General features: G+C 68.5%; 14 protein-coding genes. All 14 read left to right on the top strand.

Going from position 1 to position 16,142, the window contains the following annotated elements:
- The first annotated feature begins 28 nt into the window (after nt 1-28).
- The 14 genes from ABZU72_RS20550 to rarD all read left to right on the top strand — a co-directional run bounded on the left by ABZU72_RS20550 (nt 29) and on the right by rarD (nt 16,042).
- Complete coding sequence (locus ABZU72_RS20550) at nt 29-649, top strand: NADH-quinone oxidoreductase subunit C (RefSeq protein ID WP_355020722.1); 621 nt, start codon at nt 29-31, stop codon at nt 647-649.
- Nucleotides 646-1,959, top strand: coding sequence for an NADH-quinone oxidoreductase subunit D (locus ABZU72_RS20545; protein WP_355020669.1), 1,314 nt, complete (start codon nt 646-648; stop codon nt 1,957-1,959). Before ABZU72_RS20550 ends, ABZU72_RS20545 begins: the two co-directional genes overlap by 4 nt.
- The gene (nuoE, locus tag ABZU72_RS20540) at nt 1,956-2,702 is read left to right on the top strand and encodes an NADH-quinone oxidoreductase subunit NuoE (RefSeq protein WP_355020668.1); all 747 of its coding nucleotides are present in this window, start codon (nt 1,956-1,958) and stop codon (nt 2,700-2,702) included. Before ABZU72_RS20545 ends, nuoE begins: the two co-directional genes overlap by 4 nt.
- Nucleotides 2,695-4,008: an NADH-quinone oxidoreductase subunit NuoF gene (nuoF, locus tag ABZU72_RS20535; protein WP_355020667.1), complete on the top strand. Its 1,314-nt coding sequence runs from the start codon at nt 2,695-2,697 to the stop codon at nt 4,006-4,008. Before nuoE ends, nuoF begins: the two co-directional genes overlap by 8 nt.
- A 115-nt stretch (nt 4,009-4,123) precedes the next feature.
- Nucleotides 4,124-6,316 carry an NADH-quinone oxidoreductase subunit G gene (locus ABZU72_RS20530; protein ID WP_355020666.1) on the top strand — a complete coding sequence of 731 codons (2,193 nt, stop codon included), beginning with the start codon at nt 4,124-4,126 and terminating at the stop codon, nt 6,314-6,316.
- Nucleotides 6,313-7,608, top strand: coding sequence for an NADH-quinone oxidoreductase subunit NuoH (nuoH, locus tag ABZU72_RS20525; protein WP_355020665.1), 1,296 nt, complete (start codon nt 6,313-6,315; stop codon nt 7,606-7,608). Before ABZU72_RS20530 ends, nuoH begins: the two co-directional genes overlap by 4 nt.
- Nucleotides 7,605-8,144, top strand: coding sequence for an NADH-quinone oxidoreductase subunit NuoI (gene nuoI, locus ABZU72_RS20520; RefSeq protein ID WP_355020664.1), 540 nt, complete (start codon nt 7,605-7,607; stop codon nt 8,142-8,144). Before nuoH ends, nuoI begins: the two co-directional genes overlap by 4 nt.
- Entirely contained in the window at nt 8,141-8,845 is a 705-nt protein-coding gene (locus tag ABZU72_RS20515) for an NADH-quinone oxidoreductase subunit J (RefSeq protein ID WP_355020663.1), read from the top strand. Before nuoI ends, ABZU72_RS20515 begins: the two co-directional genes overlap by 4 nt.
- A gap of 79 nt (nt 8,846-8,924) precedes the next feature.
- Nucleotides 8,925-9,230, top strand: coding sequence for an NADH-quinone oxidoreductase subunit NuoK (gene nuoK / locus ABZU72_RS20510; RefSeq protein ID WP_008356449.1), 306 nt, complete (start codon nt 8,925-8,927; stop codon nt 9,228-9,230).
- Nucleotides 9,224-11,089 (top strand): NADH-quinone oxidoreductase subunit L, encoded by a 1,866-nt coding sequence (gene nuoL / locus ABZU72_RS20505; protein ID WP_355020662.1) that lies wholly within the window; start codon nt 9,224-9,226, stop codon nt 11,087-11,089. Before nuoK ends, nuoL begins: the two co-directional genes overlap by 7 nt.
- Complete coding sequence (locus ABZU72_RS20500) at nt 11,089-12,510, top strand: NADH-quinone oxidoreductase subunit M (RefSeq protein WP_355020661.1); 1,422 nt, start codon at nt 11,089-11,091, stop codon at nt 12,508-12,510. The genes nuoL and ABZU72_RS20500 overlap by 1 nt, the downstream gene beginning before the upstream one ends.
- 4 nt (nt 12,511-12,514) lie before the next feature.
- Complete coding sequence (gene nuoN, locus ABZU72_RS20495; RefSeq protein ID WP_355020721.1) at nt 12,515-14,059, top strand: NADH-quinone oxidoreductase subunit NuoN; 1,545 nt, start codon at nt 12,515-12,517, stop codon at nt 14,057-14,059.
- Entirely contained in the window at nt 14,056-15,069 is a 1,014-nt protein-coding gene (locus tag ABZU72_RS20490; RefSeq protein ID WP_355020660.1) for a polyprenyl synthetase family protein, read from the top strand. The genes nuoN and ABZU72_RS20490 overlap by 4 nt, the downstream gene beginning before the upstream one ends.
- A gap of 55 nt (nt 15,070-15,124) precedes the next feature.
- A complete protein-coding gene (gene rarD / locus ABZU72_RS20485; RefSeq protein WP_355020659.1) occupies nt 15,125-16,042 on the top strand; it encodes an EamA family transporter RarD in 918 nt (305 codons plus the stop codon).
- The last annotated feature ends 100 nt before the right edge of the window (nt 16,043-16,142 follow it).

Genomic DNA, 16,142 nt, shown 5'->3' with positions numbered 1-16,142 from the left:
CGACCAGAACAGTGGCCAGAACAGTGGCATGTTCGGCGTCGAGGACACCGGCGACACCAGCGGCTACGGCGGTCTCACCCGCCAGCACGCGATGCCGAGCCGCACCAGCGACGTCGGGGTGCAGCCCTACGGCGGCTGGTTCAAGGAGATCGCCGACGCCCTCGCCTTCACCGAGGCAGAGGCGGTCATCCACCGCGGCGAGCTGACCTTCCACGTGCGCCGCGAGCGGCTGCTCGAGGCCCTGCAGGTGCTCCGCGACGAGCTGCGCTTCGAGCTCTGCTCCGGCGTCTCCGGCGTGCACTACCCCGCTGACCAAGGCCAAGAAAATAGGGGCAGCGAGCTGCACGCGGTCTACCACCTGCTCTCGATGACGTACAACCGCCGGGTGCGGGTGGAGACCTCGGCTCCCGACGAGGACCCGCACGTGCCGAGCGCGGTGGGCATCTACCCGACGCTCGACTGGCACGAGCGCGAGACCTACGACATGTTCGGGATCGTCTTCGACGGCCACCCCGGACTGACCCGGATCCTGATGCCCGACGACTGGCCGGGCCACCCGCAGCGCAAGGACTACCCGCTGGGCGGGATCCCGGTGGAATACAAGGGCGCGACGATCCCGCCGCCGGACACCCGGAGGAGCTACTCATGACGACCACAGAAGACGAGGGACGTACGTTCACCGTCACCGGCCAGGACTGGGACGAGCTGACCGACGCCCTCAAGGACGTCAAGGACGAGCGGATCGTCGTCAACATGGGCCCGCAGCATCCCTCGACGCACGGGGTGCTCCGGCTGATCCTCGAGCTCGAGGGCGAGACGGTCACCGAGGCGCGTGCCGGGATCGGCTACCTGCACACGGGCATCGAGAAGAACATGGAATATCGGTCCTGGACGCAGGGGACCACGTTCGTCACCCGGATGGACTACCTGTCCCCGATCTTCAACGAGACGGCGTACGTCCTCGGGGTGGAGAAGCTGCTCGGCATCGGCGCCGAGGTGCCGGAGAAGGCCGACGTCATCCGGGTCCTGCTGATGGAGCTCAACCGGATCTCCTCCCACCTGGTGGCGATCGCGACCGGTGGCATGGAGCTCGGCGCGCTGACCGTGATGACGATCGGGTTCCGCGAGCGTGAGCTGTGCCTGGACCTGTTCGAGTTCATCACCGGCCTGCGGATGAACCACGCCTACATCCGGCCGGGCGGCATCGCCCAGGACGTGCCGGAGGGCACCGTCGCGCGGGTGACCGAGTTCATCGAGCTGATGAAGAAGCGCCTGGAGGAGTACGCGGCGCTGTGCAACGCCAACCCGATCTTCAAGGGCCGCCTGGAGCAGGTCGGCTACCTCGACCTGGAGGGCTGCCTCGCGCTCGGTCTGACCGGCCCGATCCTGCGTGCGACCGGCTACCCGTGGGACCTGCGCAAGACCCAGCCCTACTGCGGCTATGAGGACTACGAGTTCGAGGTCATCACCTGGGACACCTGCGACTCCTACGGCCGGTTCCGGATCCGGCTGGCCGAGATGTGGGAGTCGCTGCGGATCATGGAGCAGGCTCTGAAGAGGCTTGCGGATCTCGACGGCGCCCCCGTCATGGTGGCCGACAAGAAGATCGCCTGGCCCTCGCAGCTCTCCGTCGGTCCCGACGGCCAGGGCAACTCCCTCGACCACATCCGCCACATCATGGGCGAGTCGATGGAGGCCCTGATCCACCACTTCAAGCTGGTGACCGAAGGCTTCCGGGTGCCGGCAGGCCAGGCGTACGTCGCGATCGAGTCGCCGCGCGGAGAGCTCGGCGCCCACGTGGTCAGCGACGGCGGCACCAAGCCCTACCGGGTCCACTTCCGGGACCCGTCGTTCACCAACCTTCAAGCCACGAGCGTGATGTCCGAGGGCGGCATGGTTGCCGACGTGATCGTGGCGATCGCGTCCATCGACCCGGTGATGGGAGGCGTCGACCGATGACGCTTGCTGCTGAGACCTACGACGAGCTGCGCGAGATCGCCGCTCGCTACCCCCAGGCCCGCTCCGGGCTGTTGCCGATGCTCCACCTGGTGCAGTCGGTCGAGGGGCGGGTCACGCCCGAAGGGATCCACGCCTGCGCCGAGGTCCTGGGCCTGACCCCGGCCGAGGTGAGCGGGGTGGCGACGTTCTACACGATGTACAAGCGTCATCCCGTCGGCACCCACCACGTCGGCGTCTGCACCAACACGCTGTGCGCGGTCATGGGCGGTGACGAGATCTTCGCCTGCCTGCGCGAGAAGCTCGAGGTGGGCAATGACGAGACCACCGCCGATGGCGCGATCACGCTCGAGCACATCGAGTGCAACGCGGCCTGCGACTACGCGCCGGTGGTGATGGTCAACTGGGAGTTCTTCGACAACCAGACCCCGGAGTCGGCCTCGCAGCTGGTCGACGACCTCCGTGAGGGCCGCGAGGTCGTGGCCTCCCGCGGCGCGCGGATCACGAGCTGGCGCGAGGCGGAGCGGGTCCTCGCCGGCTTCGAGGACGGGCTCGTCGACGAGGGTCCTGCGGCCGGACCGGCGTCACTTGTCGGGCTGGAGATCGCCCGCGAGCGCGGCTGGGCCGCGCCCGGGGATACCCATGGCTCTGCCGATCTGCCGGAGGAGCTGCCCGAGGCCGTCGAGGTGGCCGACACCCGTCGCGCCGAGTCGGAGACGATCGCCGAGGAGGCGTCCGATGACTGACACTCTGACCCCGGTGCTGACCGCCAACTGGGCCGACGAGCAGGCCTGGACCCTGCCCGCCTACGCCGAGCAGGGCGGCTACGACGCACTCGACGTCGCGCTCGGGATGGCGTCCGAGGACGTACAGACGATGGTCAAGGACTCCGGGCTGCGCGGTCGCGGTGGCGCCGGGTTCCCGACCGGGGTGAAGTGGGGCTTCCTGCCGCCGCCCGACCCCGAGAAGCCCAAGCCGCGTTACCTGGTGGTCAACGCCGACGAGTCCGAGCCGGGCACCTGCAAGGACATTCCGCTCATGATGGCGAGTCCGCACACCCTCGTCGAGGGCGTGATCATCTCCTCCTACGCCATCCGCGCGGAGCGTGCCTTCATCTACGTACGCGGCGAGGTGCTGCACGTGATCCGGCGGCTGCAGGCCGCCGTCCGTGAGGCCTACGCCGCCGGCCACCTCGGCAAGGACATCCACGGCTCCGGCTACGACCTCGAGCTGGTCGTGCACGCCGGTGCCGGGGCCTACATCTGTGGTGAGGAGACCGCCCTGCTCGACTCGCTCGAGGGGCGCCGCGGTCAGCCGCGGCTGCGGCCGCCGTTCCCCGCCGTCGCCGGTCTCTACGCGAGCCCGACCGTGATCAACAACGCCGAGTCGATCGCCTCGGTGCCGGCCATCGTGAAGAACGGCGCCGACTGGTTCGCCGGCATGGGCACCGAGAAGTCGGCCGGCGTCGGCATCTTCTCGCTCTCCGGTCACGTCAAGAAGCCGGGTCAGTACGAGGCGCCGCTCGGCATCACGCTCCGCAAGCTGATCGAGTTGGCCGGCGGCGTACGCGAAGGGCATGAGCTGAAGTTCTGGACCCCGGGCGGCTCCTCGACCCCGCTGTTCACCCAGGAGCACCTGGACGTGACGCTGGACTTCGAAGGCGTGCAGGCGGCCGGCTCGATGCTCGGCACCCGCGCGCTGCAGATCTTCGACGACTCCGTCTGCGTGGTGCGCGCGGTGCTGCGGTGGACGGAGTTCTACAAGCACGAGTCGTGTGGCAAGTGCACGCCGTGCCGTGAGGGCACGTGGTGGCTGGTGCAGGTGCTGGAGCGGCTGGAGAAGGGTGACGGGAAGCCCGAGGACCTCGACCTGCTGCTCGACCAGTGCGACAACATCCTGGGCCGCTCGTTCTGCGCGCTCGGTGATGGTGCGACGAGCCCGATCACGAGCTCGATCAAGTATTTCCGGGACGAGTACCTGGCCCACTTGGAGCAGGGCGGCTGCCCCTTCAACGCGGCCGACTCGACTGCATGGGCGGAGGGGCCGCGATGAGCTGCGCGAGCTGTAACACGCTGTTCGTAGGACTACTCGCCCTATCAGAACGACCGGATAGTCCTACGAACGACGTGTTACACGGGTGGACCGGCCACCGAGCGGAGGCAGTGCAGTGACCGATGTGACCGTCAAGATCGACGGACATGACGTGACCGTGCCCGAGGGCACGCTGGTGATCCGGGCGGCCGAGGAGGCCGGGATCGAGATCCCGCGCTTCTGCGACCACCCGCTCCTCGCGCCCGTCGGCGCCTGCCGGCAGTGCCTGGTCGACATCCCCGACGCGGGCAACGGCCGCGGATTCCCGAAGCCGCAGGCCTCCTGCACGATCCCGGTCGCCGAGGGCATGGTGGTGGAGACGCAGAACTCCACGGCCGTGAAGGCCCAGCACGGGATCATGGAGTTTCTCCTGGTCAACCACCCGTTGGACTGCCCGGTGTGCGACAAGGGCGGCGAGTGCCCGCTGCAGAACCAGGCGATGTCCCACGGCCAGGGTGAGACCCGCTTCGAGGGGACCAAGCGGACCTTCCCGAAGCCGATCAACCTCTCGCCCAACGTGCTGCTCGACCGTGAGCGGTGCATCGTCTGCCAGCGCTGCACCCGCTTCGCCGCCGAGATCCCGGGCGACCCGGGGATCGCGCTGATCCAGCGGGGTGCCCAGCAGCAGATCGGCATCGCCGAGGACAAGCCGTTCTCGTCCTACTTCTCCGGCAACGTCATCCAGATCTGCCCGGTTGGCGCGCTGACCTCGGACGACTACCGGTTCCGGGCTCGGCCCTTCGACCTGGTCTCGACCCCGAGCGTCGCCGAGCACGACGCCTGCGGCGCCGCGATCCGGATCGACCACCGCCGCGGCAAGGTCATGCGCCGTCTCGCCGGCAACGACCCCGAGGTCAACGAGGAGTGGATCTCCGACAAGGACCGCTTCGGCTTCCGCTACGCCGTCCGCGACCGGCTCACCTCGCCGATGGTCCGTGAGGACGGCGAGCTCCGGCCGGCGTCCTGGCTGGAGGCCGTCGCCGTCGCCGCCCAGGGCTTGGCCGGTGCCGGTTCGGTGGGCGTGCTGCCCGGTGGGCGACTGACCTTGGAGGACGCGAAGGCGTACGCCGCCTTCGCCCGCGACACCCTGCGCACTCCCCACATCGACTTCCGCGCGCGGCCGCTGTCGGAGGAGGAGACCGGCTTCCTGCGCTCACGCGTCGCGGGGACCAGCCTCACCTACGCCGACCTCGACGCCGCCGACCACGTCGTGCTGGCCGGCCTCGAGCCCGAGGACGAGGCCGGAACGCTCTTCCTCCGGCTGCGCAAGGCCAACAAGAACGGTCTGCGGATCACCACCCTTAGTCCGTACGGCTCGGAGGGCTCGCGCAAGCTCGGAGCCGAGGTCGTCCTGACTGCTCCCGGTGCCGAGAAGGACGCGTTTTCGCAGGTCAGCGGGGTCACCGAGGCTTCGGTGATCTTGGTCGGCGAGCGGCTGGCGACCAGCCCCGGCGCCTACTCCGCCGCTGCCGAGCTCGCCGATCGCACCGGCGCCAGGCTCGCCTGGGTGCCGCGTCGTGCCGGCGACCGGGGTGCGGTCGAGGCAGACCTGCTGCCCGGTGAGGGCGGTCTCGACGCCGAAGCCATCGTCCGCGCCGGCCTCGACGCCCTCGTGGTCGCCGGCGTCGACCCCGACGACACCGCCGACCCCGCCGCCTTCCTGGCCGCCCTCGACCAGGCCGGCTTCGTGGTCAGCCTCGAGCAGCGGGTCACCGCCGTGACCGAGCGCGCCGACGTCGTACTTCCTGTCGCCACCGCCTCGGAGAAGGCCGGCACCTTCGTCACCTGGGAAGGTCGCCGCCGCCCGTTCCCGAAGGTCTTCGACAAGCCCGCCGCTTACTCCGACGCCGAGGTCCTCGGCCACATCACCGCCGAGTTCGCACAAATGGGCGCCGAGTCCGCAGAAGTTGCGGACGAAAGTGTCGAATCGTCGCCCACAACTACCGACTCGGCCGCCACAACTGCCGATTCGGCGGGGCTTCGTCTGGCGACCTGGCATCTCATGCTCGACAACGGGACGCTGCAGAGCGGCGACAAAGCGCTGGCCGCGACCGCACGACCGGCGTTCGTACGCATCCCGGCAGCGCTCCACGAAGAGGTCGGTGACGTCGTGACGATCACCGGGGACCGGGGGAGTTGGACGCTTCCGGCGTTGGCGGCCGAGCTGGCCGACAACACCGTGTGGGTGCCGACGAACAGCTTCGGTCGAGGCGTCTGGGCGGATCTCGCCTCGCCGGGCTCGACGGTGATTGTGGAGGGGGCCAAGTGAACGGGTTGGAGCAGTTCGGCCAGGACCCCTGGTGGATCATCGCGATCAAGGTTCTGCTGGTCTTCGTCGTCTGCGTCGTCCTGACGCTGTTCAATATCTGGTGGGAGCGCAAGGTCGTGGCCCGGATGCAGCACCGCATCGGGCCCAACCGGCACGGACCGTTCGGTCTGCTCCAGTCGCTCGCCGACGGCGTGAAGCTGGCGCTGAAGGAGGACCTGACACCGGAGAAGGCCGACAAGATCGTCTTCATCACCGCCCCGATCCTGGCCACGGTGCCGGCGTTCGTGACGTTCTCGGTGATCCCGTTCGGGCCCGAGGTCAACTTCTTCGGAGTGCAGACTCCGCTGCAGCTGACCGACATGCCGGTCGCGGTGCTGTTCGTGATGGCGATCGCCAGCATCGGCATCTACGGGATCGTGCTGGGCGGCTGGGCATCGGGCTCGACGTACTCCCTGCTCGGTGGCCTGCGAAGCAGCGCCCAGATGATCTCCTACGAGGTCTCGATGGGCCTGGCGCTCGTCACCGTCTTCCTGATGGCCGGCAGCCTGTCGACGAGCCAGATCGTGGCTGCCCAGACGGACTGGTGGTTCGGAGCCCTGCTGCTGCCGTCCTTCCTGATCTACTGCATCTCGATGGTCGGCGAGACCAACCGCGCGCCGTTCGACCTCCCCGAGGCCGAGGGTGAGCTGGTCGGTGGTTTCCACACCGAATACTCCAGCCTGAAGTTCGCGCTCTTCTTCCTGGCCGAATACATCAACATGGCCACCGTCAGCGCGCTCGCCACGACGCTGTTCCTCGGCGGCTGGCGGGCCCCGCTCGGTCTCGGCACCCTCTGGGCCGGCGCCAACGAGGGCTACTGGCCGGTGCTGTGGTTCTTCCTGAAGATGTTCTTCTTCATCTGGGTCTTCATCTGGCTGCGCGGCACGCTGCCGCGGCTGCGTTACGACCAGTTCATGTCGCTCGGCTGGAAGGTCCTGCTGCCGGCGAGCCTCGCCTGGATCGTCGTCGTCGCCGTGATCAAGATGGCCGCGATCCAGGGCGGCTTCAGCCCCGACTGGATCCTCTTCGGCTTCGGTCTGGCCGTCACTGTGGTCGTCGTGCTCGGCTTCCTCAACCGGCTTCCGGAGAAGGAGGCCCAGGTCACCAAGGCGACCGGCGGCTTCCCCACACCCGCCCTGCCGCTCGGCGGCGCCGTGCGCGGGGCCGCCCAGCCGCTGGTGTTCGGACCGCCGGCTGTGCCGACAGCCACCAACGGCGTACGCATTCTTCCCTCTCCTGAGGAGGCCAAGTGAGCAACGACGACCGCTCGTTCAAGGAGCGTTTCTGGGACCCGGTCAGCGGGTTCGCGGTGACGTTCGGGACACAGTTCAAGAAGCCGGTCACCGAGCAGTATCCGCAGCAGAAGGAGCCGACCGAGGAGCGATTCCACGGCCGGCACCAGCTCAACCGGCACGCCGACGGCCTGGAGAAGTGCATCGGGTGCGAACTGTGCGCCTGGGCCTGCCCCGCCGACGCGATCTACGTCGAGGGTGCGGAGAACACCGAGGAGGAGCGCTACTCGCCCGGTGAGCGCTACGGCCGCGTCTACCAGATCAACTACCTGCGCTGCATCCTGTGCGGGCTGTGCATCGAGGCCTGCCCGACGCGGGCCCTGACGATGACCAACGAGTACGAGCTCGCCGACACCTCGCGCGAGAGCCTGATCTACGAGAAGCAGGACCTGCTCGCACCGCTCGAGGACGGGATGGAGGCGCCTCCGCACCCGATGTTCCTCGGCAACGACGACACCTCCTACTACGCCCCGGAGCCCAAGGAGCCCACGCGATGAGCTTCGTGATCCTCGCCTCGATCATGGTGATCGCGGCGATGGGCCTCCTGTTCGCGCGCAAGCCGGTCCACGCCGCGCTGTCGCTGGCGGTCGTGATGATCGGGCTGGCGATGATCTACGCGATGCTGGAGGCGCCGTTCCTGTTCGCGGTGCAGATCGTCGTCTACACCGGCGCGATCCTGATGCTGTTCCTGTTCGTGATCATGCTGGTCGGCGTCGACACCTCCGACAGGCTCAAGGAGACGATCGCGGGGCAGAAGGTGCTCGCCGTCATGCTCGGGGTCGGGCTGGGCGCGACGCTGATCGCGGGCGTCGGCCAGGCCAGCATCGCCACGATGCGCGGGCTGGCCAGCGCCAACGAGGGCGGCAATGTACAACGCCTCGCGGACCTTCTCTTCTCCCGCTACGTGATCGCCTTCGAGGCGACCAGCGCGTTGCTGATCACCGCCGCGATCGGCGCGATGGTGCTGGCCCACCGCGAGCGGATCGACCCGAAGCAGACCCAGACAGACCTGGCCCAGAAGCGGGTCGCCGACTACGCGAAGAGCGGCAAGCACCTCGGCCCGCTGCCCCCACCGGGCACCTTCGCGCGGCACAACAGCAACGACACCCCGGCGCTGCTGCCGGACGGGTCGCAGAGCACGAAGTCGGTCCCGGCCATCCTCGCCGGCGGTCGTGCGGACGAAGGAGAGGACGCATGAGCGAGCGTCAGCGAGCGAGTCATGGGATCAACATGCCGCCGCGTTCGTATGATGGCGCTTGCGCTACGGAGGCGGCGGCATGACAGACAACACCACGGCGTACGTCATCCTGTCCGCCATCCTCTTCACGATCGGCACGATCGGCGTGCTGACCAGGCGAAACGCCATCGTCGTCTTCATGTGCGTCGAGCTGATGCTCAACGCGGCCAACCTGGCCCTGGTGGCGTTCAGCCGGATGCACGGCAACCTCGACGGGCAGGTGACCGCGTTCTTCGTGATGGTCGTCGCGGCCGCTGAGGTGGTCGTCGGACTGGCGATCATCATGACCATCTTCCGCACCAGAAACACGGCTTCGGTCGACGAGCCAAGGATGCTCAAGTGGTGAATCCTGTCGAGGCCAGCGGCGTCTTCTCGCTGATCTGGCTGGTCATCGCGCTGCCCCTGGCCGGCGCTGCTCTGATCCTGATCGGCCGGCCGTTTGCTCCGGCCCTCTTCGATCGGATCGGGCACTGGCTCGCGGTCGGGCTCGCGGGTGCGTCCTTCGTGCTGTCGCTCGTCCTCTTCATCGCGGCCCTCGGTCGCGACGAGGAGAGCAGGCAGGTCGTCCAGCACCTCTACACCTGGTTCGACACCGGCGACCTGTCGGTGGGCTTCGACCTGCTCTACGACCAGCTCTCCAGCCTGTTCCTGCTGCTCATCACCGGCGTCGGCACACTGATCCACGTCTACTCGGTCGGCTACATGGCCGACGACGAGCGGCGCACCCGGTTCTTCGGCTACCTCAACCTCTTCCTGGCCGCGATGCTGATGCTGGTGCTGGCGGAGAACTACGTCGGCCTCTTCCTCGGCTGGGAGGGCGTCGGTCTGGCGTCCTACCTGCTGATCGGCTTCTGGCAGCACAAGCCGTCGGCAGCGGCGGCCGCCAAGAAGGCGTTCGTGATGAACCGGGTCGGCGACATGGGCCTCTCGCTGGCGATCGCGCTCTGCTTCGTCACCTTCGGGTCGACGTCGTTCTCGGCGATCGACATCAGCGACACCACCACGACCACCCTCAACTGGCTCGGCATCCTGCTGCTCGTCGGTGCCTGCGGTAAGTCCGCCCAGGTCCCGCTGCAGGGCTGGCTGCTCGACGCGATGGAGGGCCCGACCCCGGTCTCGGCGCTGATCCACGCGGCCACGATGGTGACCGCCGGCGTCTATCTGATCGTCAGGTCGAGCGCGATCTTCGACGCCGCCGAGGCCGCCTCGACCGCCGTCGTGGTCGTCGCCCTGGTGACGATCATCTGGGGCGCCGCGGTGAGCTGCGTGAAGGACGACATCAAGAAGGTCCTGGCCGGTTCGACGATGAGCCAGATCGGCTACATGATGCTGGCCGCCGGGCTGGGTGGACCGGGCTACGCGTTCGCGATCTTCCACCTGCTCACCCACGGCTTCTTCAAGGCCAACATGTTCCTCGGCGCCGGCTCCCTGATGCACGGCATGAACGACGACGTGAACCTCAAGCACTACGGCGCGCTGAGCCGGGCGCTCCCGGTCACGTTCCTCACCTTCTCGATGGGCTACCTGGCCATCATCGGCTTCCCCGGGTTCGCCGGCTTCTGGTCCAAGGACAAGATCCTCGAGGTCGCGTTCGCCGAGAGCTGGCTGGTCGGCATCATCGCCCTCTTGGCCGCCGGTGTGACCGCGTTCTACATGACCCGCCTGATGATGCTCGCCTTCTTCGGCCGCAAGCGGTGGCCCGAGGGCGTACATCCGCACGAGTCGCCGCGGATCATGACCGGTCCGCTCGTCGTCCTCGCCGCACTGTCGGTCCTCGGTGGCGTCTTCGCGCTCGGCGGCTGGATCGAGCACTGGCTCGAGCCGGTGGTCGCGATCGGCCACGCCGAGCACCACGGCCCGCTCCCGGTCTGGGCGACCTCAGTCCTCGCGGTGCTGGTCGTCGCGATCGGGGTCGCGGCTGCCGGGTTCGTCTTCGGGCGCCGTCCGATCACGACCGAGCCGACTCCCTACCTGCACGTCCCGCACGTCGAGGACGTCGTGGTGCCGCCCGGGATGGCGATCACCCGCGGCGCCCTCGCGACCGACAAGTACGGCGTCGACGGCCTGATGAGCGGTGGCCCGATCGCCCTCGCGGCGATCGCCGGTGAGCTCCGCAAGACGCAGACCGGCTACGTACGTTCCTACGCTCTCTCCGTCCTCGGCGGCACTGTGCTGGTGACCCTCGTGATCCTGGTGGTCAACTGATGCTGACAATCCTCGTCCTCGTCCCGTTCGCGGGCGCGCTGATCACCGCGGTGATGCCGGCGCGGCCCAAGGCGTGGGCCTTCGGCTTCGCGATCGCCACCCTGATCGCCGGCATCGTCACGATGTTCACGGCCCCCGACACCGATCTCGTCTGGATCGAGCCGCTCGGCGTCCACTGGGCGCTCGAGATGGACGGCTTCGGGAAGCTGATGGTGATGCTGACCGTCGTCCTGGTCCCGCTCGTGATGGTCGCGGCGGTCAAGGACCACGACAAGCGGTGGTACGCCTGGGCGCTGGCCCTGGAGGCCTTCGCGCTGCTCACCTTCACCGCCGGCGATCTCTTCCTCTTCTACATCGCCTTCGAGGCGACGCTGATCCCGGCGTACTTCATGATCGGCCAGCACGGCGGCCCCAACCGGGCCCGAGCCGCGCTCAAGTTCCTGATGTTCCAGCTCGGCGGCGGACTGGTGCTGCTCGGTGCGCTAATCGGCTTCTTCGTGGTCTCCTCGGAGGCCGGTGCGCCGTCGTACCTGATCAGCGACCTCGCGCAGCTCGACATCGGCACCAACGCGGAGCGCTGGATCTTCGTGGCGATGTTCATCGCGTTCGCGGTCAAGGCGCCGCTGTTCCCGGTGCACACCTGGCTGGCCGACACCACAGAGCAGGCCACCACGCCGACCTCGGTGCTCCTGGTCTGCGTCCTCGACAAGATCGGCACCTTCGGCATGATCCGGCTCTGCCTGGGCCTGGTGCCGGAGGCGTCCGCCTGGGCGACGCCCGTCGTCGTGGTGCTGGCGCTGATCTCGATCGTCTACGGCGCTGTGCTGGCTATCGGGCAGGACGACCTGCTCCGCCTGATCGGTCTGACCTCCCTGTCGCACTTCGGGCTGATCACCCTCGGCATCTTCGCGGCCACCCGCGAGGGCCTGGTCGGGGCGATCCTCTACATGGTCAACCACGGTGTCGCGACTGCGGCGATGTTCCTGATCGCCGGGTTCCTGATCGCCCGCAAGGGCACCGCCTCGATCTCGTCGATGCGGGGGATGGAGAAGGCGACGCCGGTGCTCGCCGGCACGTTCCTCATCGCCGGACTGGCGACCGCCGGTCTGCCGGGTCTGAGCCAGTTCGTCTCCGAGATCCTGGTCCTGATCAGCGCCTTCGACTACAACTGGCTGGTCGGTGTCATCGCGGTCACCGCGATCGTGCTCGCCGCCATCTATGTGCTGTGGGCCTACCAGCGGATCTTCACCGGACCCGCTCAGCTCTCCAAACCGGTCCCCGATCTCAACCGGCGAGAGGTCGGCGTACTCGCTCCGCTGCTGGTCGCCCTTCTCTTCTTCGGCTTCGTCCCCGGACCGCTGATCTCGGCGGCCCAACCGGTCGTGGCTCCTCTAGTTGATGTCATCCAGGCAGGTGAGTGACGCGATGTTCGAGTCCCCCGGAATTTCGTACGCCACCCTCTGGCCCGTCCTGCTGGTGCTGGGCGTCGCGTGCGCCGGTGTCGTGGTGGAGGCCTTCGCGCCGCGTGCCGCGCGTTTCAACACCCAGGTGTCGCTGGCGTTGGCGGGCCTGGTCGCCGCGCTCGCCGGGACCGTCGCCGTCGGCGCCGGGTCCAGCCTCGGCGCCTCGACGGGTGAGGGTGCCCTGATCGTCGACGGCCCGGGGGTCTTCTCCCAGGGCCTGGTGCTGCTGGTCTCGCTCGGCGGTGTCGCGCTCTTCGCCGAGCGGCGTCTCGACAACGGCGTGAGCGCCTTCGCCGGTCAGGCCGCGGCCCTGCCGGGCACACCGGCCGAGCGCACCGCCTCCCAGCGGGGGCTGGAGCACACCGAGGTCTACCCGCTGATGATGTTCGCGGTCGGCGGGATGATGCTCTTCTGCATCTCCGGCGACCTGCTGATGCTCTTTGTCGCGCTCGAGGTGCTGTCGCTGCCGCTCTACCTGCTGACCGGACTGGCGCGCCGTCGCCGGCTGCTCTCCCAGGAAGCGGCGCTGAAGTACTTCCTGCTCGGCGCGTTCTCCTCCGGCATCTTCCTCTACGGCCTCGCGCTGGTCTACGGCTTCGCCGGGTCGATGTCGCTGGCCGAGATCGGTGAGGTGGCGGCCGAGGACGGCTCCAGCCCGCTCCTGCTCCTCGGCATCGGCCTGATGGCCGTCGGCCTGCTCTTCAAGACCGGTGCTGTGCCCTTCCACTCCTGGACCCCCGACGTCTACCAGGGCGCCCCGACGCCGGTCACCGCGTGGATGAGCGCTGCCACCAAGATCGCCGCCTTCGCCGCGATGCTCCGGCTCTTCTATGTCGCCTTCGGTGCTGAGGGCGACATCTGGCGCCCGGCGATCGGCGTCATCGCGGTGCTGACGATGTTGCTGGGCGCCTCCTTCGCGGTGGTCCAGACCGATGTGAAGCGGATGCTCGGCTACTCCGCCGTGGCCCACACCGGCTTCCTGCTGACCGGGCTCCTCGGCGTACAGACCGACGCCTTCGGCTCGACCCAGGCGGTGCTCTTCTACCTGACCGCGTACGGGTTCGCGACCCTCGGCGCCTTCGCGATCGTCTCTCTGGTGCGGGGCCCCAACGGTGAGGTCAACTCGCTGGAGCGCTGGGCCGGCCTGGGCCGGTCCAACCCGTGGGTCGCGGCGACCTTCGCCGTCTTCCTGCTCTCCATGGCCGGGCTGCCGCTGACCGCAGGGTTCATCGGCAAGTGGGGCGTCTTCGCCGCCGCGCTGGGCGCCGGTCAGTGGCCCGTCGTCGCGGTCGCGATCGGCTCGAGCATCATCGCGATCTTCTTCTACGTACGGGTGATGATGCTGATGTTCTTCACCGACCCACGCGAGGACGCGGCCGCGGTCGTGACCCCGTCGTACGCCACCACCGTCGTGATCGCACTGAGCGCTGTCGCCACCGTCTTGTTGGGTGTAATTCCGGGCCCTGTGCTCAGCCTGTTGGTGGATGCGGGAGGATTCATCGGGTGAGCACTAGCGCACCCACCGACCGAGCCCCTGAACTCGCCCTCCCGATCACCGATCCCGAGCTCGAGCAGCGGCTGCGCGCTCGGCTGGCGATCGTGGAGGAGAAGCTGGCGGGCTACGCCCGCAGCAGCTCCCCGTTCGTCACGGAAGCGGCCTCCCATCTGCTGGAGGCCGGCGGCAAGCGGTTCCGGCCGTTGCTGGTGCTGCTGGCCGCCGAGTACGGCCCGGACAAGCTCGCCGACGAGGTCATCACTGCCGCCTGCGTCGTCGAGCTCACCCACCAGGCCTCGCTCTACCACGACGACGTCATGGACGAGGCGCTCGTGCGCCGCGGCGAGGACACCGCCAACGCCCGCTTCGACAACCACGTCGCCATCCTGACCGGCGACTTCCTCTTCGCCCGCTCCTCGGAGCTGACCGCCCAGCTGGGTCCGGAGGCCGTACGCATCCAGGCGGCCACCTTCGCCAAGCTCGTCGAGGGTCAGATCCTCGAAGGCGTCGCGCCGCCCGAGGGTGTCGACCCGGTCGACCACCACCTCGAGGTGCTGGCCGGGAAGACCGGCGTCCTGATCGCCACCTCGGCTCTCTACGGTGCTCTCTTCGCCGGCGCCGACAAGGAGATCCAGGAGGCCCTGCTCGCCTACGGCGACATCGTCGGCGTCGCCTTCCAGCTCTCCGACGACATCCTCGACATCGCCTCCGACGAGTCCGGCAAGACGCCGGGGACCGATCTCCGTGAGGGCGTCCCGACGCTCCCGGTGCTGCTGGCCCGCCGCTCCACCGACGCCGGCGACGCAAGGCTGCTGGAGTTGCTCGACAGCGACCTCACCGACGACGCGGCTCTGGCCGAGTGTGTCGGCCTCCTCCGCGCCCACCCGGCGCTGACCGAGGCCCGCGCCTACGTCCAGTCCCGCGCCGAGGAGGCCAAGGCCGCCCTCGCGCCACTGCCCGAGGGGCCCGTCCGCAAGGCCCTCGAGGCCTTCGCCGACATCGTCGCCGTCCGCTCCGTCTGAGCCGAGGCGCGATATTCGGTAAAGGGTATCCACGCCCTGGCAGTACCGTTGCGACGTGAATGAGCAACGGCGTGGAGTGATGTTCGGCGCCGCTGCCTACATCATGTGGGGAGCGTTCCCGCTCTACTTCCCGCTGATGGAGCCCGCCGGGGCCTGGGAGATCCTGGGACACCGGATCGTGTGGTCGCTGGTCGTGGCCGGAGCGCTGGTGCTGATCGTGGGCCGCCGCCAGCAGGTGGCCGCGATCCTCCGCGACCGGCGCAAGCTCGTGCTGCTGACTGCGGCTGCGGCGGTGATCTCGATCAACTGGGTGACGTACATCTGGGGCGTCAACAACGGGCGGATCGTGGAGACGAGCCTGGGTTACTTCACCAACCCGCTGGTCACGATGTTGATGGGCGTGATCATCCTGCGTGAGCGGATGCGGAAGCTGCAGTGGGTGGCGCTCGGGATCGCCTTCCTGGCCACCATCGTGCTCACTGTCGACTACGGCCGGCTGCCGTGGGTCGCGCTGATCCTGGCCTTCTCCTTCGGCACCTACGGGCTGCTCAAGAAGAGCGCGGGGGTCGGGCCGTTCGAGTCGCTGGCCGTCGAGACTGCCGTGACAGCGCCGTTCGCGCTGGCCCTGATCGTCGCTCTCCAGGCAACCGGGAACGGCACGCTCTTCGGTCACGGTGCCCTCCACGTACTCCTCCTGATCAGCCTCGGCGTCATCACCGTCGTGCCGCTGGCCTGCTTCGGTGCGGCCGCCATCCGGGTGCCGATGGTCACGATCGGGCTGCTCCAGTACCTCGCGCCGATCCTGCAGTTCGCCGTCGGCGTCTTCATCGCCCACGAGGCGATGCCTCCCGGCCGCTGGGCCGGCTTCGCGATCGTCTGGATCGCCCTGGTCATCTTCAGCGCCGAGGCCATCCACCACCGCCGCAAGGTCCTGCGGACGCTCGTGACCCCGCCGAGCACGACGACCGTCTAGCCCCGCCCCCGCCGAGACGTCAGCCCCGCCTGCCGAGACGTCACTCAGGTCGGGGGGGGGGGGTGTGGGGCGCCGCCTGGCCCCCCCCACACCGAGAACT

The sequence above is a fragment of the Nocardioides sp. NPDC004968 genome (assembly GCF_040608935.1).
Classification (GTDB): Bacteria; Actinomycetota; Actinomycetes; order Propionibacteriales; family Nocardioidaceae; genus Nocardioides.
The sequence above is the reverse complement of the archived record's forward strand: the minus strand, read 5'-3'. Positions and strand labels throughout refer to the sequence as shown.

Excerpts from the sequence above, each read along its gene's own strand:
- ABZU72_RS20545 (WP_355020669.1), top strand. The coding sequence starts at position 646 with ATGACGACCACAGAAGACGAGGGACGTACGTTCACCGTCACCGGCCAG.
- nuoE (WP_355020668.1), top strand. The coding sequence starts at position 1,956 with ATGACGCTTGCTGCTGAGACCTACGACGAGCTGCGCGAGATCGCCGCT.
- nuoN (WP_355020721.1), top strand. The coding sequence starts at position 12,515 with ATGTTCGAGTCCCCCGGAATTTCGTACGCCACCCTCTGGCCCGTCCTG.
- nuoF (WP_355020667.1), top strand. The coding sequence starts at position 2,695 with ATGACTGACACTCTGACCCCGGTGCTGACCGCCAACTGGGCCGACGAG.
- ABZU72_RS20550 (WP_355020722.1), top strand. The coding sequence starts at position 29 with ATGTTCGGCGTCGAGGACACCGGCGACACCAGCGGCTACGGCGGTCTC.
- nuoK (WP_008356449.1), top strand. The coding sequence starts at position 8,925 with ATGACAGACAACACCACGGCGTACGTCATCCTGTCCGCCATCCTCTTC.
- ABZU72_RS20515 (WP_355020663.1), top strand. The coding sequence starts at position 8,141 with ATGAGCTTCGTGATCCTCGCCTCGATCATGGTGATCGCGGCGATGGGC.
- ABZU72_RS20500 (WP_355020661.1), top strand. The coding sequence starts at position 11,089 with ATGCTGACAATCCTCGTCCTCGTCCCGTTCGCGGGCGCGCTGATCACC.